The sequence below is a fragment of the Glaciecola sp. MF2-115 genome, from assembly GCF_047250385.1.
GTDB lineage: Bacteria > Pseudomonadota > Gammaproteobacteria > Enterobacterales > Alteromonadaceae > Glaciecola.
On the sequence record NZ_JBLBVM010000038.1, the window covers coordinates 52552 to 77180 of the forward strand.

Consider the following 24629-nt stretch of genomic DNA (forward strand, 5'->3'; position numbering starts at 1 on the left):
AAAAAGTGTCATTCGGCAGGACGCCGAATGCCAAGCGCCACATGGATGTGCTCGCAGCGACTTTTTCCTGTGGGGGAATGGCTATTCAATGCGGCCTACAACCAACGTGCCGAATGCCAAGCGCACATGGATATGCTCGCAGCGACTTTTCCTGTGGGGGGTTGGGCTATTCAATGCGGCCCACAACCAACGTGCCGAATGCCAAACGCCACATGGATGTGCTCACAGCGACTTTTTCCTGAGGGAGATGGGTTATTCAATGCGGCCTAAGACCAACGTGCCGAATGCCAAGCCCACAGCGCTGACTTTTCATATATATCGGACATGATCAACTGCAAGCTATGAAAACGACCAATACTACAATGCAATGCTTCACTCATTTAGCAAGGTCGTTCAAGGTTTATTTCAGTGGTTTAGATGCGCCGTAGACAAGTCGTTTGCGTTTTGATGCGAAAGAGTTGGTTTTTCAATGATGTGTTCGACATTATTTGGTTTACCGCGCGCACTTGCACAATTATTTTCTTTAGATTCGCTGAATGCGAATACAAGAAGTCCAATGATGATCGAAGTGATTACTACAAAAAAGTATATCGCCATGTTCTGCTCCTAGCTGCTTCCCTGGTGCGCTTTCAAAAAGAAATAATATTCTAAGAAAGCGCTCTATTGATTACGTCCATGTTTTCAATAACGTTTTTTCTACTACCTACATTTTTACGATGTGAGGTTGACAACATTAAACAATTTCCACATCGCAGAAATCGCGAATCCTAAAGCAAAATGGACTTTTGCTGGGCACTTTTACTGCGCTTAGGAATCGTATATTCTTTATACAGGTGATTGAATTCGTAAGTGTAGTCAAAAAGCTGAAAATATCAACAATTAATATATTAAGTTTTTATTTCTTTAAATCGATAAAGTAATTACGTAAATTTCATTATGACTATTCCTCACAAAAGCTTCCCACAAAAGCCCTTCACAAACTCACTGTTTCCAATGACTTACTTCACGATAGTTGAGTACTTTATTTTGTTTTACCTAGGATAAGTGTTATTTTAGCAAACAGTTTGTTAAGTATTATTACAAACCATTTTAAAAGTATAAAAATTATATAGGATTTGAACCATGGATTTTTCAGAAATAGATATATCTAAATATCTAAACGAATATATTATTCCATTTGCGATAGACCTCGCGATGGCTATCGTCATTTATGTTATTGGTAAATTGGTTGTCAAACTTCTAGTTTCAGCATTCTCCAAGGTGATGAAGAAGTCACATTATGATGAGATGCTGATTAACTTCCTCAGTTCAATTCTCAATGCTGTCTTGATGATTATCGTTATCATTGCTGCGCTTAACGAGTTAGGGGTTGATACAACGTCTCTGGCTGCCATTTTGGCTGCTGCTGGTTTAGCAATTGGTTTATCTTTGCAAGGTTCTTTGCAAAACTTCGCTGCAGGCGTGATGTTACTTGTGTTCCGTCCGTTTAAGAAGGGCGACTTCATTGATGCTGGTGGAGTTGCTGGTACGGTTAAGAGTATCGGTGTTTTCTCTACAATAATGACGACACCAGACAATAAAGAAATTATCGTGCCTAATGGCAATATATACGGTGAAAATATTACTAACTTTTCAGCGAAAGACACACGCCGTGTTGATATGAAATTTGGTATCGGCTATGGAGATGATCTATTAAAAGCTAAAAGAGTGCTTGAAGAAATGATAGCAGCTGATGAGCGAGTACTTGCTGATCCTGCACCTAAAATAGCTGTGTCTGAACTGGGTGATAGCAGTGTCAACTTTGTCGTTCGTCCATGGGTAAATTCGGCAGACTATTGGCCACTTATGTTCGACTTCACAGAAGCCGTTAAATTACGCTTTGATGCTGAAGGTATTTCAATTCCATTTCCACAAATGGACGTGCATATGCACAAACCAGACTAAAAGTCTTTAGTCACAATAAAAAAGGCCCTCAGGGCCTTTTTTATTGTTTAAAATTTAGCTTACTTTCGACAGTTAGGTCGATTTGTTGTTGCGTTGTACGCCGCTAGAGCCGGCTTCATTTTTGCTTGTAAATCATCAATTCTAGTTGCTGGTGATGGGTGAGTTGAGAAAAACTCTGGCTGCGAATTGCCACCGCTCGCTTCAGCCATGTTTTTCCATAATTCAACTGACTCTTGAGGATTAAAGCCAGCTTTCGCCATCAAGCTAAGACCAATTTCATCAGCTTCACTTTCGTGTTTGCGCCCAAAAGGCATTGCCACGCCATATTGGAAACCTAATCCAAGCCCACCCATAATCAATTGACTATTGGCTACTTCGTTAGCTTGCAAAGCCGCATTTACTACTTCCTGACCCACGCCAATTAGTGCGTTAGTAGAGACGCGCTCATTACCATGACGCGCTATTACATGACCAACTTCGTGACCCATTACAGCTGCTACTTGGTGTTGGTTAACGGCGACTTCAAGCAAACCTGTATAAACACCTATTTTGCCTCCCGGCAGGGCGAATGCATTCACTTGAGGATCATCAAAAACAACTACTTCCCAAACACCATCAAAAACTTCTTTTGGAACGTGAACGATGATGCTGTCAGCTATACATTGCACATACTCATTTTGCACAGGAACATTAGACACTTTAATGTTCTCTTTCATGCTGGCAAATGCTTGTACGCCCATTTCGCTCAGTTGTGATTCAGGAAACAACAATACTTGATTACGGCCTGTTGGCGAAGTGGCACATGATGCAATTGTCAGCGTTGTAGCAACAACCATCGATGCCAGTGCAATACGGTTTAAAGTAAATTTCATGAGCTTCCTTTTTAAAATGTCTAAGTAAAAAAATACCCCCAAAATTGGAGGTATTCTTTAAATTAATGTCGACTACCTTTCTTAATACTATAACCCAGCAGCGTGCTTGAGGTCATCGGCTTTGTCAGTTTTTTCCCAAGGGAATTCTTCGCGGCCAAAGTGACCATAAGCTGCGGTCGCTTTGTAGATTGGTCGCTCTAAATCTAACATGGTGATTAATCCGTAGGGGCGCAAATCAAAATGTTCTCTTACTAACGCAGTTAGCAACTCATCAGCGACTTTTCCTGTACCAAAAGTCTCAACGTTTATGGAGGTTGGCTCTGCAACACCAATCGCATAAGAAACTTGGATTTCGCAACGTTCTGCTAGACCTGCTGCAACAATATTTTTAGCGACATATCTGCCCGCATATGCTGCTGAACGATCCACTTTAGACGGATCTTTACCAGAGAATGCACCACCGCCATGGCGTGCCATGCCACCATAGGTATCTACGATAATTTTTCGTCCTGTGAGGCCGCAATCGCCCATCGGACCACCAATTACAAAGCGTCCGGTAGGGTTGATATGAAATTTTGTTCTGTTAGACAACCATTCTGCCGGCAATACAGGCTTGATGATTTCTTCCATTACCGCTTCATGTAGCTCTTTATTTGAAACAGAATCACAATGCTGAGTTGACAGGACAACCGCATCAATACCTACAGGCTTATTGTTTTCGTAAACAAAAGTAACTTGGCTTTTCGCATCAGGGCGCAACCAGTTTAGTTTGCCAGTTTTACGCATTTCTGCTTGCTTGTGAACAAGACGATGTGCAAAAGTGATTGGGGCCGGCATAAGTACTTCAGTTTCGTTACTCGCGTAACCAAACATCAAGCCTTGGTCACCAGCGCCTTGTTCTTCGGGTGATGCACGATCAACTCCCTGATTAATGTCATTGGATTGCTTGCCTATTGCATTCAATACGGCACAAGAATCGGCATCAAAGCCCATATCAGAGTGCGTATAACCGATTTCTTTGACGGTCTTGCGCGTGAGTTCTTCAATATCGACCCAAGCTTTGGTATTTATCTCGCCACCGACAAGCACCATTCCTGTCTTAACAAAGGTTTCGCAAGCAACACGTGCATGCGGGTCAATCTCTAATATTGCATCAAGAACGGCATCTGAAATTTGGTCGGCAATTTTGTCCGGATGACCTTCTGAGACTGATTCTGATGTAAATAAATGACTTGCCATGAATTATCCTATAATTTTTTGCAAAGAAGGCACTGTCGAGCCTACTTCTTTCATTCTAATTAAGTGAAAACGAACGCCAAATGAGTTACTTAGGTTTTCTTAATTGTTAATAATAGATATCGCTTCAGGCTGATATCGGCAATAAAGAAAATGTCAGTACTCATTATTTTGAGTCGGTGATTTATTGTTTGTACAATGCACATATCGACTTTTTTAACGGGGATCGTGTCCCTAAAATCAACGTTCGAAACTTTATGTGCACATTGTAAAGTAATTTTAGTAATTTACCAAGATTTACTTCTAGACGTCTAAAAGTCCGTAAACTTAATTCGTGTTTACGCACTCAATCGTCAATTGGATTAAATAAATGCCAGGTGCGTCTTAAAACACGAATATAAAGCCCGAATAATGATTGAACAAAGTGAGCGACTATAAGAGAATACCTGCTTTATTTGGGGATACGCCTCAATTTGAGAACTGCTTCTCTTTATGAGGCACTTCTCAATCGCAAAAGTTATTGAAGTTTCAAGGAGAGCTCATGCCATCACGTCGTCATCTAGCCAACGCCATCCGTGCGTTAAGTATGGACGCTGTTCAACAAGCGAAATCAGGTCACCCTGGTGCACCAATGGGAATGGCAGATATTGCTCAGGTCTTATGGACTGACTTTATGTCGCATAACCCAGAAAATCCAAATTGGGCAAACAGAGACCGTTTTATCTTGTCGAATGGTCATGGTTCAATGTTGCTTTATTCACTATTGCATCTTACTGGCTACCAGCTTCCTATTGAAGAACTGAAACAATTCCGCCAATTACATTCAAAAACACCAGGTCATCCTGAGTATGGTTATGCACCAGGTGTTGAAACGACTACCGGTCCATTAGGCCAAGGTATCACCAATGCTGTGGGCATGGCTATTGCAGAAAAAGTTTTAGGAGCACAGTTCAACCGTGACAAATTTAACGTTGTTGATCACCACACTTACACTTTCTTAGGTGATGGCTGCTTAATGGAAGGTATTTCCCATGAGGCATGTTCACTAGCCGGTACTTTAGGCTTAGGTAAGCTTATTGCGTTTTGGGATGACAACGGTATTTCTATCGATGGTGAAGTGGAAGGATGGTTCTCCGACGACACTCCAAAACGATTCAACTCATACGGATGGCAAGTAATCACTGACGTTGATGGTCACGATGCAGAACAAATCGCTGCGGCTATTGAAAAAGCGAAAGCAGATACTACACGCCCCACACTAATCTGCTGTAAAACAGTGATTGGTTTTGGTTCGCCAAACAAGCAAGGTAAAGAAGATTGTCATGGTGCACCTTTAGGTGACGATGAAATTGCATTGGTAAGAAAAGAACTTGATTGGCCGCATGCTCCGTTTGAAATTCCAGCTGAGGTATATGCAGGTTGGGATGCGAAATTAAAAGGCGCCGTTGCTGAATCGGCATGGGAAGCATTGTTCGCAGAATATCAACAAGCTTACCCTGAATTGGCACAAGAATTTATTCGCAGAAAGAGCAATTCATTACCGGAAACTTGGGGACACGAAGCTGCAAAGTATATTCGTAGCCTGCAAGATAATCCTGCAGACATTGCAACACGCAAAGCGTCTCAAAACGCATTGAATGCTTTTGGTCCAATGTTACCTGAACTACTAGGTGGCTCTGCTGACCTTGCTGGCTCCAACCTAACTATTTGGTCTGGTAGCAAAGGCGTTAGCGCTGATGATGCAAGCGGCAACTATTTATATTACGGCGTACGCGAATTCGGTATGTCGGCAATGATGAATGGCATTACGCTGTATGGCGGCTTTAAAGCTTACGGCGCCACTTTCCTAATGTTTATGGAATATGCTCGTAACGCAGTCAGAATGGCTGCCCTGATGAAGCAACCTAGCATATTTGTTTACACTCACGACTCAATCGGCTTAGGTGAAGATGGTCCAACGCACCAACCAGTCGAGCAAGTTGTCGCATTGCGAGCTACACCAAACTTAGACAACTGGCGTCCATGTGATCAAGTTGAGTCTGCCATCGCTTGGAAAGCGGCAATTGAAAGAACTGACGGTCCAACTACTTTGATATTCACGCGCCAAGGATTACCTCAGCAAGGCAGAAATGCTCAGCAGTTAGCTGATGTTGAACGCGGTGCTTACGTGTTGTTAGATAGCGCAAGCACGCCTGAAATTATCCTGATTGCAACCGGTTCTGAAGTTCAGTTGGCTAATGAAGCCGCTGCGAAGCTGAATGCTGAGGGCACGGCGACCCGCGTTGTTTCTATGCCATGTACTGATGTTTTTGATCGTCAATCAGCAGAATATAAAGAGTCTGTGTTGCCAAAAGCTGTTACCAAGCGTGTCGCTGTAGAAGCTTTAGCGAAAGACACTTGGTATAAGTATGTTGGCTTAGACGGTGAAGTTGTTGGTATGGATAGCTTCGGTGAGTCTGCTCCAGCGGGAGATTTATTCACTCATTTCAACATTACAGCAGATGCTGTGTATTACGCTGCAAAAGGACTGAAATAAGGTTTGATAACGCAGTTAACTTTGCTTCATAAAACGAGCGCAGTGTAATGCTGCGTATCGCAATAAATGGTTTCGGTCGTATTGGCCGCAATGTTCTGCGTGCGCTGTACGAATCAGGTCGCAACTCAGAAATTCAAGTTGTGGCCATTAATGAGATTGCTTCGCCAGAAGGCGTTGCACATTTACTGAAATACGATACGGCACATGGTCGCTTCAAAGGAACCGTCGATTACACCGATAAGTGCTTAATCGTTAACGGTGATAAGATCCCACTGTTTCACGAAGCTGAAATAGAAAACCTTAATTGGTCAAAGGTAAATGCTGAGATCGTGTTGGAGTGCACCGGAGTTCATAGTTCAAGAGAATCAGCTCAGCAACACATTAATAATGGCGCCCAAAAAGTGCTTTTCTCACAGCCTTGTGGGCAGGATATGGATGCCACCATCGTCTTTGGCATTAATCATGAAAGCCTTAAATCCAGTGACGTGATTGTATCAAATGGCTCATGCACCACTAACTGCATCGTTCCTATCATTCAAGTGCTAGACGAAGCATTTGGTGTCGAAAGTGGCACTATCACGACTATCCACTCATCGATGCATGATCAACAAGTCATTGATGCTTATCATCCCGATTTACGTCGAACACGAGCTGCAAGTCAATCTATCATTCCTGTCGATACGCGCTTAGCTGCCGGTATCGAAAGAATTCTCCCGCGATTTGCTGGCAAGTTTGAAGCGATAGCGGTAAGAGTACCAACCATTAACGTTACCGCCATGGACTTAAGTGTTACCTTACGTGACAAAGTGACGGTCAGTGACGTGAACTCGGTTCTCAAAGAAAGTGCGCATGGTGAATTAAAACGAATTATTGACTACACTGAAGAACCATTAGTATCTGTTGATTTCAATCATGATCCACATTCGTCAATTGTCGATGGCACTCAAACCAGAGTGAGTCACAAGCAACTAGTTAAAACCTTAGTATGGTGCGATAACGAGTGGGGCTTTGCGAATCGCATGCTGGATACTGCGTACTATATGCATCAACTTAACAATTCAATTAATTAAAAGTCTGAAAGGAGACGTTTATGACCATTCGCAAAATGCAAGATTTAGAACTACAAGGGAAGCGAGTGCTGATTAGACAAGACTTAAACGTACCAGTGAAAGATGGTGTCGTTACTTCTGATGCTAGGATCCGTGCATCACTTCCTACTATTAAACTAGCACTAGAAAAAGGTGCAAGCTTAATGTTGATGTCTCATCTAGGTCGCCCAACAGAGGGGGAATCAAACCCCGAGTTTACGATGCAGCCAGTTGTCGATTATTTGAATAAAGCACTCGATGGCGGTGTTGTGCTAGCGAAAGATTACCTTAATGGCCTAAGCCTAAATAATGCAAAAGTGACTGTTCTTGAAAATGTTCGTTTCAATATTGGCGAAAAGAAGGACGACGAAGCATTAGCTAAACAATATGCCGCGTTATGTGATGTCTTTGTAATGGATGCTTTTGGTACTGCTCACAGAGCTCAGGCTTCAACTCATGGTGTTGCTAAATTTGCGCCTGAAGCTTGTGCAGGACCATTGCTCGCAGCTGAACTAGAAGCCTTAGGCAAGGCCTTGGATAATCCTGCAAGACCATTAGTCGCTATTGTTGGTGGCTCTAAAGTATCAACCAAGTTAACTGTGCTTGAATCCTTAGCAAGCAAAGTGGATCAGCTTATTGTTGGTGGTGGTATTGCAAATACGTTTATCGCTGCACAAGGCCATAACGTTGGTAAATCTCTCGTTGAAGAGAGCCTAATCCCAGAGGCAAAACGCTTAATGCAGGCTGCTAAAGATAATAACGGAGATATCCCAGTGCCAACTGATGTTGTGACGGGAACAGAGTTTTCCGAATCTACGCCAGCAAGCTTAAAAGCAGTGAATGAAGTGAATGACGACGATATGATTTTTGATATCGGTCCAGAAACCGCAAAAACACTCGCTAAAATAATCAAAAATGCGGGCACGATAGTTTGGAACGGCCCAGTTGGGGTTTTCGAGTTCGATCAATTTGGCGAAGGCACTAAAGCGCTTGCAATGGCAATAGCAGAAAGTGACGCCTTTTCGATTGCTGGTGGTGGTGACACTCTTGCAGCAGTTGATAAATATGGCATAGAGGATAAAGTATCTTATATCTCCACCGGTGGCGGCGCATTTTTAGAATTTTTAGAAGGTAAGACATTGCCAGCTGTCGCGATATTGGACAGAGATTAAAAAAGCAGGGCGCTTGGTTGTAACTTTGGTTAACCATTAATCTAGAAGTGGTAAGCAGGATAAAATCAAGATAACATAGTATTCATGAGCACAAAAAGTACACAAACAGAAACTAGGAGCGTTAGATGACATCTCAAGCACAACAAGCCATGTTGGCAAAAGTAAAAAATGAAGTTGGCTTTATTGCCGCATTGGATCAAAGTGGAGGAAGCACTCCTAAAGCACTCAAGCTTTATGGTGTTGATGAGTCAGCTTACGCTAACGATGAAGAGATGTTTACTTGCGTGCATCAAATGCGCACACGAATTATGACCAGCCCAGCCTTTACAGGTGAGCGAGTTTTAGGTGCAATTTTGTTTGAAAACACACTGGACCGTGAAGTAGAAGGTTTATCAAGCGCTCATTATTTGTGGCAACAGAAGAACGTGGTTCCATTTTTGAAGGTCGACAAAGGCCTAGAAGATGAAGCTAATGGCGTTCAGTTGATGAAGCCGATGCCTGGTTTGGATGACTTGCTTGCGAAAGCCAATGCTCAAGACGTTTTTGGTACTAAAATGCGCTCAGTGATTAAGCTAGCAAATGAAGCTGGCATCAAAGCAGTTGTTGCTCAGCAGTTTGAAGTTGGGAAGCAAATTTTAGCTGCGGGCCTAGTGCCGATTATTGAACCTGAAGTGGATATCAATAGCCCTGAGAAAGCACAGGCTGAAGCGGTGCTTAAAGCGGCGCTGTTGTCTGAACTGGATGCATTAACTGACAACCAGCATGTCATGCTAAAGCTGACTTTACCTGAAACCGCTGATTTCTATAAAGAGTGCATAGCGCATCCTAAAGTAGTTAAGGTTGTTGCTTTGTCCGGTGGTTACTCTCGCGATGTGGCGAATAAGAGATTAAGCGAGAACCACGGCATGATCGCCAGTTTCTCTCGTGCATTAACTGAAGGTGTGTCTTTTCAGCAAACAGATGATGAATTCAATGCAACATTAAACACTGCAATTGAAGGTATTTACCAGGCTTCAAACACCTAAATTAATACACTTGGTTAGATTAAAAAAGCAAGGGGAACACTGCATTAGTGTTCCCCTTTTTCTTAGTTGTTCTATAAATGAATCGAATTTTATTAAGCGCTCAGTTATCGACTGAATGCTACCTTCTATTTAATTTTAATGCTCATTCCTGTCGCTTCAATATATCGATTTTCCTGCTGTAAATCAGCTAGCAACAGGGGAGACAAATCAAACCAGTTTTCAGGAAAACTCAGAATTATTTTTTGTTCAACTATTTCAACACCAAATTCAGGCAATTGATTTTCTTGACGATTAATATTTAACACAATACCCAACCTAAGCAGTATCAGAAGCTTTAAAACGACAGCTTCACTATAGTTAACAAAGGTAGGTAATTCGGCAAGCTTTATTTTCTTGCGATGATAACGAACTAATGTGGCAAGCAATTTCTGTTGCTCTTGGTTAAAACCGGGTAAATCTGTTTGTTCAATTATGTAACTTGAATGTCGTTGCACTCCTCTGGAGTTTATTTGCAAACCCACTTCGTGCAGCAAAGCAGACCAAGCCAATAGATGTCGTAAATCTAAGGTATTAATTTTCCATGCATCGGCAGCATGTTCGTATAACTTAATTGAGGTTGCCCACACTTTTTTCGCAAAGCGAGTATCCACATCGTAACGCGTCGCTAGACTTTGCGCAGTTCGCTCTCTGATATTGCTGTTTACTCCAGTATCGTGGGCTTCATATAGTACTCCTTCGCGCAAGGCTGCACTGCTTACTTCCATTTTTTCTAAATTCAAGCTACGAAAAACCGCAATTAATATGCTCAGGCCTGCTGCAAACACTTGTTTTCTATCATCTGTCAAGCCGGGTAAATCTAAGTTGTTGGCATCACCAATATCGCAGCAAGCTTGCATTAAGTCGTTCAAGCCTGCCTTTGTAATCGCTACATCATTCTCACTTTGTGCTTGTGTTGTTAACACGGCACAAATTGAGCGAATGGTGCCAGAAGCACCAATATTCGTTTCCCATGTGAATCGTTTCAAGTTACCAACGACTAGCTCAATTTCTTGTCGAGCACTAGTAATCGCGGATTGAAACGCTTTTTTAGTGATTACGCCATTCTCAAAATAACGCTGTTGGTAGCTAACACAGCCCATTTGCACGCTTTTACAAACAGCTGGAAGTAAGTCTTCACCAACGGCAAACTCCGTTGAACCTCCGCCAATATCGACAATCAAACGCTTACCTTCAGTTTGCGTTGTGTGGGCAATCCCCATATAAATTAAGCGAGCTTCTTCTGGGCCAGAAATAATCTCAATTGGGTAAGGGAATACCTTACGGGCTTTTGATAAGAATACTTTTGCATTGCGCGCTTTTCGCAAAGTGTGAGTAGCGACTATTCTCACATGGGACGGCTCGAGACCTTGCATACTATCAGCCATACTCTGCAAGGTGCTTAGTCCGCGTTCCATAGCCTCATCTGATAAAATATTTTTTTCGTTTAGTCCCTCAGCTAGTCGCACTTTATGTTTGATTTTCTGAACTGTTTGCAATGAGCCTGCGACTACTCTCGCGATAACCAAATGAAAGCTATTCGAACCAATGTCTAGCGCAGCATAAAGATTGATGTCGCGGGACTCGACATCTTCAAACACATTTTCTAAAGTCTGCAATTAAAGTGCTTCCTTTTTAGTAAGATAATTATGAATTTCAACTTGGGAGCGCAAGTTCTTGCGATTGCCGCGTTTCACATAGTTATTAACCTGATCTCGGTCAATCACGCGTGCTTTTAGTGTGTCTTTAAATTGAATGTCCAACAGGTCTTCAATCATTTTTATTGCGTCTGGATCATACACCGGGCAGCCTACTTCAATCCGATGATCCATATTGCGCGTCATCCAATCGGCGGATGAGATATAAACTCGCTTGTCACCACCATTTTCAAACACCATAATTCTTGGGTGCTCTAAATAACGGTCAACAATACTAATCACCTGAATATTTTCACTCAGACCTTTAACACCCGGAATCAGGGCACACATGCCGCGGATAATCGCTCTGATTTTCACACCTGATTGGCTAGCATGATACAAGTTATCGATTAACTCATTATCAACTAGATTGTTTATCTTGAGTGTTATTCTGCCTTTATGACCTTCAGTAACACGTTGTATCTCTTGTCGAATCAAAGATTGTATTTTATTACGCGCGTTGATTGGCGAAAGTTGCAAGTGTTGGAATTTCATTTTCTTGAATGGATTCTGGATCATGTCAAACACTTGAATACATTCTAAGGCAAGTTCTTCATTGCAAGTAAACAAACTTAGGTCAGTATAAATTTTAGCTGTTTTCTCGTTGAAATTACCTGTACCGAAGTGCGAATAGTGCTTCATCACACCTCTTTCTTCTCGTGAGACTACGCAAAGTTTACTGTGAATTTTGACGCTAGGGTTGCCTAAAACAACTTTAATGCCCGCATCCGTCATTCGCTTCGACCAATCGATATTGGCTTGTTCGTCAAATCGTGCTCTCAACTCAACCACTACGGTGACGCTTTTACCATTGTCTACGGCATCTATTAAGGAGTTGATAATACGAGACTGCGACGCTACGCGATAAATGTTCAATCTGATATGTTTTACCTGCGGGTCAAACGCCGCTTGCCGCACGAATTCCGTTACATGCAAAAACTCATGATATGGGTAGTACAGCAAAATGTCTTTGCTTGCGATAGCCTGAAAGACCGTATCATGTGTTAAGAATGCCTTATTGGAAATCTCTGGTAGAACAGGGTTCTCGAGGTAGCTTCGGCCAACATTTGGAAAGCCGATGAAATCTTTAAAGTTTCGATAGTGCCCAGCGGTTTGAATAGTATCTGCTGATGAAATCCTTAAACGTTTGCGCAAGTCTTGGATCATATCATCAGGCATGCCATCGTCGTGGATAATCCTAACCGGCTCAGCAATCAGTCGTTGCTTCATGCCCTCGGACATTTTCTCAACATAACTTTCATCAATCTCGTCATTAATTGAGTATTCGGCATCACGCGTTATTTTAAACGAGAATGCATCGGCGGTATCGAACTTAACGAAGCCAGTAAAAATATCGGATAAGCAAAGCTTGATCAGATCATCAATCAAGATGATCTGTTTTTTCTTTTTCGTCTTTTCAGGTGGCAAAAGAATGAAGCGACTAATCGCGTTAGTTGGAATTTCTACAACGGCGTACTTAGTGTTGCGTCCCTCTCTTCTCAAAGCGACATCGAGATATACTGAACTGTCATTCAAACGCTGTATTAACTGAACTTTATTATCTAATAAAATAGGCGCGACATGCAGAAGAACTTTGCTTTTAAAATATTTCCTTGCCCACACAAGTTGAGTTTCACTTAACTCAGAATGACGGAGAATATGAATGTTATATTTTTTTAATGTTTTCGTAATGTCCTTATGAATAATATCGAAGCGGTGAGATAACTTTTGCACTTTCTCTTGGATACGTTTTAGCAGAACCTCATAAACAGCAGCTTGTTCTTCATTTCCATCATTATTGGAGATGGTAATTTGGCGCTTTACATCGGCAAATCTGACTCGATAAAACTCATCTAAATTATTGGAATATATGCCTAAAAAGCGAATACGTTCTATGATTGGATTGCTTTCATCAGCAGCTTCCTGCAGCACTCGCTCATTGAAGGATAGCCAGCTAAGCTCTTTCGGATAGTATAATTCGTTGTCCATCATAAATACTCAAAAAAATTATTCATAAAATATCATTGAAAAAATGCCGGGCCTGAAGGCGCATTGTTTTGGCCAAACTTATTTTTTTACTCTAACTTTTTTCAATTTCTACCATTAAATCGTCGGTGATATCTTCGATAGCTAGTTTTACTTTGTCTAAATCCATTGATTTGGCGACTGATATCGTCACCTTAGCAGTAAATAAAGGACTTCCCCAATTAGGAGCGCTTTCACAATTAGTGGTCATTTCAGTAATGTTAATATCAAATGTTTTCAACACTGACGTGATATCACTAACAATTCCTCGTCTATCATTGCCAGTTACTTGGATGATGGCTTTTGCATTTAACGATTGTTCATGCGCATGAGAAGGCACAAGTGTAATATGCAAATGCGCAAGTTGATGACAAGCATGTACTAAATCGTTTTGCTTCTCTTGCGGGATCATCACTTCAATAAAGCCTGCAAACTGTCCAGAAAGCTGACAAAAGCTACTTTTCAGCCAGTTGCCTTCGGAATCAATAATGCACTTTGCTATTTCATCAACCAAACCTGGTTTATCTTTGCCAATTAGTGTGAGTACCATTGCCTGCATATAGAACTTTCCTTAATTGTTGATTTGTCTTGAGTATAGTGCCTAAGAGGCGCCAAGTCATTCCGTGATTACTAAGCTTTTTCACATTCTTAAAAGTGCTCGTAGTTTGAAAAGTTGTAGGTAAGTAAGAAATAGCTACTTGTAAAAGTATTTATGAGTTAACCGCAATGCAACTAGGGGAGTCAAGCTCAAGAGGGTTGAGTAAAGCAACAAATATAAATTGAATGTCACAGTAACTGTTTAAAGTCACCTTTGTTTGTTCAAAAAAACTGCAGGGACATATTATTCGATTACGAGCAAAACTAAAATACCGAACCTTGCTACGGCAAATTTGCGCGAGAACCAAACCTAGATTGCTGTAAAAACTTGTTTATTTACAAACCCCTTAAAGGGATTCTAATTAAGAACAGTATTTCTTTATAAAAGAAACAGTAAAAAAACACCTAAAATAAACTAAATTCCCTTTGCGAGTGCTTGCGCTCATTTTCACATGTTGTAACATAGCGACGTCTTAATTATGAAGCACAACTATGATATTCAGTTTTGTTTACATTTATTCGCGCGTTTTTAGCGTACTTAGGTTAGCCACGACAAGGTTGATCCAATTTAAATCATCATTTACTTCCCCAATCACTAGGCACATTTAAATTATGGAACTTATTACTAATTACGGCTTTGAGTTAGTTCTTATGGCTGGATTCGTCGGATTTATCATGGCCTGGGGTATCGGTGCCAATGACGTTGCAAACGCAATGGGAACATCCGTTGGCTCGAAAGCAATCACACTTAAGCAAGCTATTCTAATTGCAATGGTCTTTGAGTTCGCTGGCGCTTATCTTGCAGGCGGCGAAGTAACATCGACGATTCGCAAAGGTATCATAGATGTTGCTTATTTTACGAACGTACCAGAGTACTTAGTGTTAGGAATGATTGCATCATTGCTCGCTGCAGGAATATGGTTAGCGGTTGCTTCCTATTTCGGCTGGCCGGTGTCAACGACACACTCAATCATAGGTGCCATTGTTGGTTTTACCGCAATTGGTGTTAGCCCAAGCGCCGTTGCGTGGGCCAAGGTAGGCGGGATTGTTGGCAGTTGGGTAGTTACGCCAGCGCTTTCCGCAATTCTTGCAATTATCATTTTCGTTAGTGCCAAAAAACTTATCTTAGACCGCGCAACACCCATTATTTATGCAGTTAAATATGTACCTATCTATATGGGACTCGCGGGTTTTATCATGTCACTCGTTACAATTAAGAAGGGTCTTAAGCATGTCGGTTTAGGCTTACCTACGGATCAAGGCTACATGTTAGCAGTGGCTATTGGTGTTGCAGTTGGCATTATTGGAATGATCCTAATTAGACGTTTACATATCGATACATCAGCGACTAATAAAGAACAAACTAAAAGTGTTGAGAAGATATTCGCGATTCTGATGGTATTGACTGCTTGTTGTATGGCGTTTGCCCACGGTTCAAATGATGTTGCGAATGCAATTGGTCCTTTGGCTGCAGTGGTTAGTGTCGTAGGTAATGATGGCGTAATTCTCAGCAAAGCAGAACTCGCATGGTGGATATTACCACTAGGTGGTTTAGGCATTGTCGCTGGTTTAGCCTTATTTGGTCATCGTGTGATGAGAACCATTGGCCAAGGCATAACTCACTTAACGCCAAGCAAAGGCTTTGCCGCTGAACTTGCTGCTGCAACAACAGTATTAATCGCCTCAGGAACTGGCTTGCCAATTTCTACCACTCAAACCTTAGTTGGTGCTGTGTTAGGTGTGGGTATTGTTCAAGGTGTAGCTGCCTTAAACGCGAAGGTTATTAGAAGCATAATTATATCGTGGGTTGTGACGCTTCCAGCAGGCGCAACCTTGTCTATTATCTTCTTCTTTATCCTAACGCTTTCGTTTGGCGTCTAGTATTTTGTTGGTATAAATTGCCTGCATGAAACTGCCAAACCTTAAGCACTTATACTATTTGACAGTGCTGCATAAAGAGCAGCACTTTCATCGTGCTGCTGAAAAGTGCAATGTTAGTCAATCTACTTTAAGTGCGGCGGTGCAAAATCTTGAAGATAGTATTGGGCAACAACTTCTTGAACGTGAGCATAAAAACTTTGTGTTTACTGATTTTGGTGAAGCGCTTGTTGAAAAGAGCAAGCTCTTACTCAGCCAAACTCACGAATGGATAGAGTTTGCAGAGTCGGCAGGTGACTGGAAGTCAGGGACACTTCGAATAGGTGTTATACCAACGATTGCTCCCTTTCTTTTTGAAGGCTTGATTAAAACAATTCATGCAAACTTGCCTGATATCAATCTGCAATTACACGAAGATACCACTGACAATTTATTGGGAAGGTTAGGGGATGGAGAGTTAGATCTTCTTATTCTTGCTTTGCCAATGCAAACCCCTGGTTGTCGTCAGCTTACCTTAGGCCATGATCCCTTTCATTTAATTGCTCACAAAAATAGCGCAAAAGATCTAAATGTAGCGCCTTCTGTCGACTCTCTGCCAAAAGACAGTATTTTCCTCCTACAAAAAGAACACTGTCTTACTGAGCATGCTGTAAGCGCTTGTGGTTTAAAGCATAAAGAACAAGTGAGTTCGCTTACTGCTAATAGTCTGCACACTCTCGTATCGCTGGTAAACAGTGAGATGGGCTATACTTTTTTGCCAGAAATGGCGTTAAATCAAAACATATTGAATGCTACAAATGTGGTTAGTTTACCGGCAGAAGATAATGCGTTTAGAGACATCGGGCTCGTGTGGCGCAATGGAACAACGCGAATTCAACTTTTTCGAAATGTTGCAAAAATAGTAGCACCATTACTCCCACAGCCAATTGACATATTTTAGATAGTACTCATTTTTTGTCGTTGAGTTATTTTAGTCGATTGCTTGCTTTAGGTGGGCAAAAGCTACATTCACATGCGGTTGTCATTGAACAAACAAACTATTTAGTGGTATCGTCTTTAATATAAAAATAAATTGAGGGAACAATAGATGTTACAGTCAAAATTTAAGATAAGCCTTTTAGCCCTTGCTATGGGATTTTTCCTGACAGGTTGTGGTTTGGACGGCGACGATGGCGCCATTGGTGAAACTGGTTCTCAAGGCCCACAAGGTGATCCCGGCGCTGATGGTGGTGATGGCGAAGATGGCCAAGACGGTCAAGATGGTCAGGATGGCGAAGATGCTTCCACAGGCGTTGTTTTATCACTGGTAGCAAGAGCATCTTTAGGCGCTCAAGGTTCAGCTGATTCTGTTCAATACCATAAAGAAACCAAAACCATTTACGCAACTAACTCTTCAAATAATAGTATCGCGCTCATCACAGCGGGCTCTATAACATCTACTGAACTTACAAACCCAACTAGCTCAATCAATATGGGTGTGTCTTCCATTAACTTGCCTGCAACTGCTGGCACAGTGGCATTAGGCAGCGTAACTAGTATCGCTATCTCTAATAATTTATTGGCAGTAGCAGTTCCTGCGGCAACTAGCACAGATAATGGTTTTATACTTTTTTACAACGGTTTAGATAACAGTGCTCCCGCTTTCTTAGATAGCGTTGAAGTTGGTGCTATGCCGAAGTCGATTGCGTTTTCACCCGACGGTGGCAAGTTAGTCGTAGCGAACGAAGGCGCGCCAAATGGAGATTATTCTATCGACCCAGAAGGCTCACTCTCTGTTATCGATATTCTAGCTAATGACGAACCTGAAGAAACTGCAGAGATGGTTACTTTCGCGTCACTAAATGGCACTGAAGCGGACTTAGCAGCACAAGGCATGCACTTCCCAAATCCAAATGGCATGACAATAAACGGTAATGTAATAACAACGACCGTTGCTCAAGATCTTGAGCCAGAGTTTGTGTCTGCAACAAACAAAAAAGCTTATATTACTTTGCAAGAAAATAACGGCCTAGCAATTTTAGATCTCGAAGACTTATCTGTTGAAGTGATGGGCTTAGGCAGCAAGAGTTGGTCTGGTTTGAACTTCGATGGTCAAGCAAATGCCGCTGTTAGCTTCGATAAGTACGAAGGTTTAAACGGCGTGTATATGCCAGATGCTGTTGCAAATTATGAATGGAAAGGCGCAACATTCCTAGTAACTGCGAATGAAGGCCAAGCTAGAGAGTATTACTTTGACGTTGCTGATGAAGCCGCGTGTACGGCGGCAAACGGCCAAGCGTATGATGCTGTTAAAGGATGTCTTGCCTACTCTGATAAAGTCAGCCTCGGCGAATTAAGCGCCGAAGCAGGCTCAGCATTGGAAACTCTGCAAATGGACGGTCGTTTGAATGACCTTAGTGTGACAAGCGTTCTGGGTGATGCTGACGGCAATGACGAATACGAGTCAGCTTATAGCTACGGTGCTCGTTCATTCACTATTTGGGACCAAAATGGCTTAGTTGTGTTTGACTCTGGTGAAGAGCTCGAACGCATCACTGCATCTGTTCATGGCGCGCAATTTAACAACGCTGAAGCGGTAAACGAAGGTGATGCTAGCTCTGCAAGCAAAGGCCCAGAGCCTGATGCCATCACTGTTGGCACAATCGGCGACCGCACATATGCGTTTATTGGCTCTGAAACGATGGGCGGTATTTTCGTATATGACGTCACCAACCCATTTGACGCATTCTTTGCTGACTACGTGATCAACCGCGATTTAACCGAAGGAAGCACAGTCAACGACGTTATTGGTGACCTTGCACCTGAAAGTATCATTTTCGTCAACGCTGAAGACAGCGCAACAGACGAAGCGCTAATTGTTGTTGGTAATCAAATTAGTGGCTCAGTTAGCGTGTATCAAGTAACACCAAACTAAGCTTCAAAACCTAACCAAAGCGCAATCGCATTTAGCGTTTGCGCTTTTTTTATGTCTGCTATTTATGTAACTCGTTGAACTGGCACCGCGAGCATTCCCTAATACTTGGCTTCAAAAAGTCGCTGCGAGCACGTCCGTGTGGCGCTTGGCAATCGGCGTCCTGCCGATTGACACTTTTTGAAGCCAAGTATTAGGGAATGCTCGCTCTGAGTTTGAGGTTAGGTTAGTTTTCATTTTTTGTGTTTTTTAACGTTTCTGTTTTGGCATCTTTAGTTTTATATTGTGCTCAACGATGCTTCTAAAATCATTCCTACTAAAGTCTGAATTAGTAGACGAGCAAAATCTTAGAACGTTTTTAAACTCTTTTTTTGAAAAACCTCATGTTCCTATTCAGCAGCGAAGGCAGAACCCAAGAAAAGACATTGAGAAAAACGTAAAACAACATCTATAGCGATGAGAGAACGAAACTGAATGCGAAACATTTTCAAAGCCTAAAGGTAGGACTTTTCCGAGTGAGACAAGCATAAAACCGAAACCCAGTAATTTGCCGAATGTGAGACACGCCCAGAATCGAAATTCAAAACAAGATCTGACACGAAACAACCTCAAAACCGAATTCCACCACAAAGCAAGTATTTCCCCAAGGCTGGCCGCTAGAAAGTGTCAATCGGCAGGACGCCGATTGCCAAGCGCCACATGGATGTGCTCGCAGCGCCTTTCTAGCGGCCAGCCTTGGGGAAATGCTTGCGTTGCCAACCGAAGAGCTAAGTTGTCGTAATCGAAGAGCTAAGTTGTGGCAATGGAAGAGCGAAGATCGGTTGATGTAGGTTGCGGGCTAATGCAATAATGACAATTATGAAATAAAGCGCTAAGCTAATGCAAAAATTAAAAGGCAGAAAACATGACACAACAAGTGGTTATGAGTGGTACCGGATTGTGGACACCACAACACAGCATTTCAAACGAAGAACTCATCAACTGCTACAATGCTTATGCAGACAAGTTTAATGCAGAGAATGCAGACAAAATAGAGTCTGGCGAAATTCAGGCTAAGCCACATTCAAGTGCAGAATTTGTTGAAAAAGCATCCGGGATCAAAAGTCGATTTATCTACGAAAAAGAAGGTGTTCTCGATATCAATCGCATGCGCCCTGTCATTGCCGAGCGTAGCGATGAGCAAATTTCGAATCAAGCAGAAATTGCTGTAGAAGCAGCAAAGAAAGCCATGAAGGCAGCTAATAAAACAGCAAAAGATATCGATGCTGTCATTGTGTCTTGTGCTTATTTACAACGTTCGTATCCAGCGATTGCAATTGAAGTTCAAGCTGAGCTTGGCATTGAAGGCTTTGGCTTTGATATGCTCGTGGCTTGCTCCGCAGCAACGTTTGGAATGCATCGTGCCTACGAAATGATTAAAGCTGAAACAGCAAAGACTGTTCTAGTGATTAACCCCGAGTTAGTGTCCCCACAGATTAACTATACCGATCGCGACAGCCACTTCATTTTTGGTGATGTAGCTACTGCCGTTATTTTGGAGTCAGAAGATACGGTGACTAGCGACAATGCATACAACGTGTTGTCGACGAAAGCATTCACACAGTTTTCAAGTAACATTCGTTCTAACCATGGTTATTTAAACCGAGCAAACGATACAGACCCTTATGGTGCGGATAAGTTGTTCCATCAAGAAGGTCGTAAAGTGTTTAAAGATGTTTGTCCTCTAGCGGCTGAACATATTAAAGGGCATTTGGCGAAGCATGATCTAACGCCAGAGAACCTAACTCGCTGGTGGTTACATCAAGCAAATATCAACATGAATACACTGATAAGCAAGCGCTTACTTGGCAGAGAAGCGACTAAAGAGGAAGCGCCGATTGTGCTTGATCGATATGCTAATACCGCTTCTGCAGGCTCTGTGATTGCTTTTAATCTGTACAACGATGATTTGGCAAAAGGCGACTACGGTATTCTTTGCTCATTTGGAGCAGGCTATTCAATTGGTAGCTTACTAGTACAAAAACGATAATGTTCGCAGACATAGGATATGCAATTGCAGCTTTAGGTTACTTTGCCTTACTGTTATTGCTTTTTACAGGACGTAAGTCAGGTATTGCAAAGTACCTGTTGGTTACCGCGACACTCATTACATGCTTATGGGCTGCGAGCAATGTGAGTTTGCTAGGTTGGCAAACTCATATTAGCCATTTCTTTGCTGCAGATGCCATTCGACAATGGGTATGGGTGTTATTTCTCGCAGCCTGTTTGCGTTCAGATTTTAGTTCCTTTAAAGAAATCATTTTGCGACCAATCAGCTTGTCCTTATTGGTCTTGCCAAGTATAGCGATAATTACAGCATTTACTTCCACACTTCCATACTTGTGGCAGTACTCATTACACACTCTCATTGCCCTACAAATGCTCATTGTTTTGGAGTTGGTGTATCGCCAAGCTGGAGAGCTTAAATGGGCTTACAAGCCCCTCATATTATTTCTAGGCGCTTTAAGCTTGTGGGACTTTGTTACTTATGCAAATGCCACAATGATAAATCAAATTGGCGAGAACTATGTAAGTGCTAGGGGCTATATTTATGTTGCTCTTTTGCCTTTCCTGATCCTTGCCATTCGTCGCATAAGTTATTGGGGGGTAGCGATATTTGTGAGTCGAGATGTCGTGTTGCACAGTACGCTGCTTTTGGTCGCCGGTGGTTATCTGTTCTTAATGGCTATGGTTGGTTATTTGGTCAAGTTCATGGGAGGCTCTTGGAGTTATCCTCTGCAGTTTGTGCTTGTAGGCGTGTCCTTGATCTTATTGGTCAGCTTATTTATTTCGCATAACTTTCGAACCAAAATAAAAGTTTTCATAACCAAGCATTTCTACGCGAACCAATTTGACTATCGCGTTGAATGGGTGAAGTTAACGGACATTTTAAGTGAGCAACAAGATAGTTTAACCGGCGTATATCAAACATCACTTAGCGGAATGCTGCAAGCAGTAGAATATGAAAGTGGTGTGTTGTTGAAGTTAAATAAAAATGGATGGCAGCAGGTAGCGGCAATTGATGGTGGAAGGTCACGACAATATGATGCTTCTAAAATGACACTGTTGCAGTCCTTTTTTGACCAAAAAGGATGGATTATCGACATCAGTGAGCTTCGAGTTAAACCCCATCAATATGACGAATTAAGCGACAAGAGCTACTTCATGGAATCATTTGATTACCAACTTGTTGTTCCCATTTTTCGTCATGAAACTTTATGGGGCATGGCACTGCTAGACGCTGAGAGTGAGCATATTAAGTCTTTGAACTGGGAGTTAAGAGATTACATAAATGCCGTGACAGCACAGGTTTCGAATTATATTTTCCAGTTTGAAGGAGCGCAAGCTTTAGCTGAGAACGCTCAGTTTGCCGCATTTAGCAGAATGTCAGCTTTTGTATTGCATGATTTAAAAAACGTCATGGCGCAAATAGATTTGATCCTTGCTAATGCTCAACAGCATAAATCCAACCCTGAATTTATTGATGATACATTTGAGACGCTTGAGCATACTAAAAGCAGAATGGATAAAATGCTTAAGCAATTGACGGAGAAGAAAACAAGTCCAAGTCATGGGCAATTACAGACAGATCTTGCTCAACTTTTAAACAGTGTCGTGGAGAAGCGTTGCCAAGGTGTTCAGCCAATCCCTGCGGTCAGCTGTGAGTCGGAATTATTAGTGCAAATAGATGCCGAAAAATTTGCTAATGTCATGTATCATCTTATCAACAATGCACAACAGGCCACAAAAAATGATGGCTATGTGTTGATTGATGCTGGTAGAGTCAGTGCGAATGGCCAAGACAATATAGTTGTTACAATCAAGGATAATGGGGAAGGTATGTCCGCCGACTTCATAGAAACGCGATTATTTAAACCTTTTGATACAACGAAAGGAAACGCAGGAATGGGTATTGGTGCTTATGACGCGAAGAGCTATATTGAACAAATAGGTGGTGTCATTGCAGTTGATAGTGAGCTTGGGCAAGGAACGACATTTACATTAAGTATACCTGTGACGGAATAACAACAAGGCGCAATGATGGATAAAGTATTAGTAGTAGATGATGACTTAGGTATTCAAAAACAATTGAAATGGGCATTGTCTGAATTTGATACCGTTTTTGCTGCAGATCGTAGTTCAGCAATCGCGCAACTTAGACGCTTTGAACCCACTGTAGTCACTCTCGATTTAGGTTTACCGCCAGATCCTGCCAATGCATCCGAAGGTTTGAAAACACTTCAAGAAATTATGGCTTTGTCACCACATACGAAAGTTATCGTTGTGACTGGAAATAATGAAAAAGAAAATGCCTTAAAAGCAATCAGCATGGGCGCCTACGACTTCTATCAAAAGCCAATTGACTCCGACACCATCAACATTCTGATCAAACGTGCATTAAACCTCGCAGAACTAGAAAGCGAGAATAGGTTGTTAAGCACATCTAACTCATCTATGGGTCGCATCATTGGCAATAGTGATGCCATACAAGCTATTAGCCGAAAAGCTGAAAAAATAGCGCTTACAGATATTACCGCTTTGCTTTTAGGTGAAAGTGGCACGGGTAAAGAAGTTTTTGCTAGAAGTATCCACGAACACAGCAATCGTAAAACCAAACCCTTCGTCGCAATTAACTGTGCTTCAATTCCAGAAAATTTACTAGAAAGTGAATTGTTTGGATATGAGAAGGGCGCTTTTACAGGTGCGAACAAAACCACTTTAGGTAAAATTGAAACAGCCCAAGGCGGTACTTTATTCTTAGATGAAATTGGTGATATGCCTTTAGGTCTACAAGCAAAGATGTTGCGATTTTTGCAAGAAAGAGTAATCGAACGAGTAGGTGGGCGAAGTGAAATTCCTGTCGACATTCGTGTTGTGTGTGCAACTCACCGCGATCTGCAAGGTATGGTTAAAGAAGAAAACTTCCGTGAAGATTTGTATTATCGTGTTGGAGAGATTGTTATCTCAATACCACCCCTACGTGAACGAGATGACGACGTCGTGTTGCTTGCTAGAACCTTCTTGAATCAATACAAAGAAGAATATGGTACGAAGACGAAGGGATTCAGCGACGAGGCTGTAGAGGCGATGCTGAACCATCCTTGGCCAGGTAATATCCGCGAGTTACAAAATAAACTCAAATCTGCAGTTGTTCTGGCTGAAGGTACAGTCATTACTGCTGATGATCTTGGTCTCATTTCGAAGGCGAAAGAATCAGAGCCGATGGTGCTCAACCTTCGTGAAGTGCGCGAACTTGCAGAGAGTAAAGCTATTAGGCGGGCTTATCATCAGTCTGAACAAAACATTTCTAAAACTGCAGAGCTACTTGGTGTGACACGACCAACGCTATATTCGTTGATTGAGAAATATCATTTGGATGACTTGAAGGCGAGTACTTAGTTGGATTAACTAAAACTTAATCTGGCACTTTCCATCCCAGACTGTGTGAAAACTCCGTTTTGATCACCTTTTGAACTAAGTAGGCTGTGCTTATGATCAAACAGTCTTAGCAGGTGATCCAAGTCAATGTGTGTATTTAGTATAATTAAGCGGTAAACCAAAGCAGAAGGTTA

Annotated in this window: 18 protein-coding genes; 12 read left to right on the forward strand and 6 right to left on the reverse strand. The window is 42.0% G+C overall.

Annotated elements, in window-relative coordinates:
• The first annotated feature begins 27 nt into the window (after window positions 1-27).
• Window positions 28-270: a hypothetical protein gene (locus tag ACKLNX_RS03230; RefSeq protein ID WP_412971199.1), complete on the forward strand. Its 243-nt coding sequence runs from the start codon at window positions 28-30 to the stop codon at window positions 268-270.
• A 135-nt stretch (window positions 271-405) separates the two neighbouring features.
• Here ACKLNX_RS03230 and ACKLNX_RS03235 read toward each other — a convergent pair whose 3' ends face one another.
• Entirely contained in the window at window positions 406-597 is a 192-nt protein-coding gene (locus ACKLNX_RS03235; RefSeq protein WP_412971200.1) for a hypothetical protein, read from the reverse strand.
• A 525-nt stretch (window positions 598-1122) separates the two neighbouring features.
• On the opposite strand from ACKLNX_RS03235, the gene ACKLNX_RS03240 reads away from it, so the two are divergent.
• Window positions 1123-1944 carry a mechanosensitive ion channel family protein gene (locus tag ACKLNX_RS03240; RefSeq protein WP_412971201.1) on the forward strand — a complete coding sequence of 274 codons (822 nt, stop codon included), beginning with the start codon at window positions 1123-1125 and terminating at the stop codon, window positions 1942-1944.
• Between the two features lie 59 nt (window positions 1945-2003).
• Here the strand turns inward: ACKLNX_RS03240 and ACKLNX_RS03245 are convergent, their stop codons facing one another.
• Window positions 2004-2816, reverse strand: coding sequence for a M48 family metallopeptidase (locus tag ACKLNX_RS03245; protein ID WP_411693153.1), 813 nt, complete (start codon window positions 2814-2816; stop codon window positions 2004-2006).
• Window positions 2817-2903: 87 nt separating this feature from the next.
• Window positions 2904-4055: a methionine adenosyltransferase gene (gene metK / locus ACKLNX_RS03250; protein WP_412971202.1), complete on the reverse strand. Its 1152-nt coding sequence runs from the start codon at window positions 4053-4055 to the stop codon at window positions 2904-2906.
• A 538-nt stretch (window positions 4056-4593) separates the two neighbouring features.
• Here metK and tkt point away from each other — a divergent pair.
• The 4 genes from tkt to ACKLNX_RS03270 all read left to right on the forward strand — a co-directional run bounded on the left by tkt (window position 4594) and on the right by ACKLNX_RS03270 (window position 9873).
• Window positions 4594-6588, forward strand: a complete 1995-nt coding sequence (gene tkt / locus ACKLNX_RS03255) for a transketolase (protein WP_412971203.1) — start codon at window positions 4594-4596, stop codon at window positions 6586-6588.
• 47 nt (window positions 6589-6635) lie between these two features.
• On the forward strand, window positions 6636-7658 hold the full coding sequence (gene epd / locus ACKLNX_RS03260) for an erythrose-4-phosphate dehydrogenase (protein ID WP_411693150.1): 1023 nt from the start codon (window positions 6636-6638) through the stop codon (window positions 7656-7658).
• A 20-nt stretch (window positions 7659-7678) separates the two neighbouring features.
• The gene (locus tag ACKLNX_RS03265) at window positions 7679-8848 is read left to right on the forward strand and encodes a phosphoglycerate kinase (protein WP_412971204.1); all 1170 of its coding nucleotides are present in this window, start codon (window positions 7679-7681) and stop codon (window positions 8846-8848) included.
• 125 nt (window positions 8849-8973) lie between these two features.
• Entirely contained in the window at window positions 8974-9873 is a 900-nt protein-coding gene (locus ACKLNX_RS03270) for a fructose bisphosphate aldolase (RefSeq protein WP_412971205.1), read from the forward strand.
• Between the two features lie 125 nt (window positions 9874-9998).
• Here the strand turns inward: ACKLNX_RS03270 and ppx are convergent, their stop codons facing one another.
• The 3 genes from ppx to ACKLNX_RS03285 form a co-directional block, all read right to left on the reverse strand.
• On the reverse strand, window positions 9999-11528 hold the full coding sequence (ppx, locus tag ACKLNX_RS03275) for an exopolyphosphatase (protein ID WP_412971206.1): 1530 nt from the start codon (window positions 11526-11528) through the stop codon (window positions 9999-10001).
• Complete coding sequence (gene ppk1 / locus ACKLNX_RS03280) at window positions 11529-13595, reverse strand: polyphosphate kinase 1 (RefSeq protein ID WP_412971214.1); 2067 nt, start codon at window positions 13593-13595, stop codon at window positions 11529-11531. It lies immediately after the preceding gene.
• A 91-nt stretch (window positions 13596-13686) separates the two neighbouring features.
• The gene (locus ACKLNX_RS03285; RefSeq protein WP_412971207.1) at window positions 13687-14190 is read right to left on the reverse strand and encodes a glycine cleavage system protein R; all 504 of its coding nucleotides are present in this window, start codon (window positions 14188-14190) and stop codon (window positions 13687-13689) included.
• A gap of 650 nt (window positions 14191-14840) precedes the next feature.
• Between ACKLNX_RS03285 and ACKLNX_RS03290 the strand changes: the two genes are divergently transcribed.
• From ACKLNX_RS03290 to prsR, 6 genes are all read left to right on the forward strand, one after another.
• On the forward strand, window positions 14841-16109 hold the full coding sequence (locus ACKLNX_RS03290) for an inorganic phosphate transporter (protein WP_412971208.1): 1269 nt from the start codon (window positions 14841-14843) through the stop codon (window positions 16107-16109).
• A 25-nt stretch (window positions 16110-16134) separates the two neighbouring features.
• Window positions 16135-17046, forward strand: coding sequence for a LysR substrate-binding domain-containing protein (locus ACKLNX_RS03295; protein WP_411693144.1), 912 nt, complete (start codon window positions 16135-16137; stop codon window positions 17044-17046).
• A 147-nt stretch (window positions 17047-17193) separates the two neighbouring features.
• Window positions 17194-19020: a choice-of-anchor I family protein gene (locus ACKLNX_RS03300; RefSeq protein ID WP_412971209.1), complete on the forward strand. Its 1827-nt coding sequence runs from the start codon at window positions 17194-17196 to the stop codon at window positions 19018-19020.
• Window positions 19021-19921: 901 nt separating this feature from the next.
• Window positions 19922-21046: a beta-ketoacyl-ACP synthase III gene (locus ACKLNX_RS03305; RefSeq protein WP_412971210.1), complete on the forward strand. Its 1125-nt coding sequence runs from the start codon at window positions 19922-19924 to the stop codon at window positions 21044-21046.
• Window positions 21046-23082, forward strand: coding sequence for an XrtA/PEP-CTERM system histidine kinase PrsK (gene prsK / locus ACKLNX_RS03310; RefSeq protein ID WP_412971211.1), 2037 nt, complete (start codon window positions 21046-21048; stop codon window positions 23080-23082). The genes ACKLNX_RS03305 and prsK overlap by 1 nt, the downstream gene beginning before the upstream one ends.
• A 12-nt stretch (window positions 23083-23094) precedes the next feature.
• Complete coding sequence (prsR, locus tag ACKLNX_RS03315) at window positions 23095-24456, forward strand: PEP-CTERM-box response regulator transcription factor (RefSeq protein WP_412971212.1); 1362 nt, start codon at window positions 23095-23097, stop codon at window positions 24454-24456.
• Window positions 24457-24629: the final 173 nt, after the last annotated feature.

What these genes read in the sequence shown, in the direction of transcription:
- ACKLNX_RS03230 (WP_412971199.1), top strand. Translation starts at nt 28, where the DNA reads ATGCCAAGCGCCACATGGATGTGCTCGCAGCGACTTTTTCCTGTGGGG.
- ACKLNX_RS03235 (WP_412971200.1), bottom strand. Translation starts at nt 597, where the DNA reads ATGGCGATATACTTTTTTGTAGTAATCACTTCGATCATCATTGGACTT.
- ACKLNX_RS03240 (WP_412971201.1), top strand. Translation starts at nt 1,123, where the DNA reads ATGGATTTTTCAGAAATAGATATATCTAAATATCTAAACGAATATATT.
- ACKLNX_RS03245 (WP_411693153.1), bottom strand. Translation starts at nt 2,816, where the DNA reads ATGAAATTTACTTTAAACCGTATTGCACTGGCATCGATGGTTGTTGCT.
- metK (WP_412971202.1), bottom strand. Translation starts at nt 4,055, where the DNA reads ATGGCAAGTCATTTATTTACATCAGAATCAGTCTCAGAAGGTCATCCG.
- tkt (WP_412971203.1), top strand. Translation starts at nt 4,594, where the DNA reads ATGCCATCACGTCGTCATCTAGCCAACGCCATCCGTGCGTTAAGTATG.
- epd (WP_411693150.1), top strand. Translation starts at nt 6,636, where the DNA reads ATGCTGCGTATCGCAATAAATGGTTTCGGTCGTATTGGCCGCAATGTT.
- ACKLNX_RS03265 (WP_412971204.1), top strand. Translation starts at nt 7,679, where the DNA reads ATGACCATTCGCAAAATGCAAGATTTAGAACTACAAGGGAAGCGAGTG.
- ACKLNX_RS03270 (WP_412971205.1), top strand. Translation starts at nt 8,974, where the DNA reads ATGACATCTCAAGCACAACAAGCCATGTTGGCAAAAGTAAAAAATGAA.
- ppk1 (WP_412971214.1), bottom strand. Translation starts at nt 13,595, where the DNA reads ATGGACAACGAATTATACTATCCGAAAGAGCTTAGCTGGCTATCCTTC.
- ACKLNX_RS03285 (WP_412971207.1), bottom strand. Translation starts at nt 14,190, where the DNA reads ATGCAGGCAATGGTACTCACACTAATTGGCAAAGATAAACCAGGTTTG.
- ACKLNX_RS03290 (WP_412971208.1), top strand. Translation starts at nt 14,841, where the DNA reads ATGGAACTTATTACTAATTACGGCTTTGAGTTAGTTCTTATGGCTGGA.
- ACKLNX_RS03295 (WP_411693144.1), top strand. Translation starts at nt 16,135, where the DNA reads ATGAAACTGCCAAACCTTAAGCACTTATACTATTTGACAGTGCTGCAT.
- ACKLNX_RS03300 (WP_412971209.1), top strand. Translation starts at nt 17,194, where the DNA reads ATGTTACAGTCAAAATTTAAGATAAGCCTTTTAGCCCTTGCTATGGGA.
- ACKLNX_RS03305 (WP_412971210.1), top strand. Translation starts at nt 19,922, where the DNA reads ATGACACAACAAGTGGTTATGAGTGGTACCGGATTGTGGACACCACAA.
- prsK (WP_412971211.1), top strand. Translation starts at nt 21,046, where the DNA reads ATGTTCGCAGACATAGGATATGCAATTGCAGCTTTAGGTTACTTTGCC.
- prsR (WP_412971212.1), top strand. Translation starts at nt 23,095, where the DNA reads ATGATGGATAAAGTATTAGTAGTAGATGATGACTTAGGTATTCAAAAA.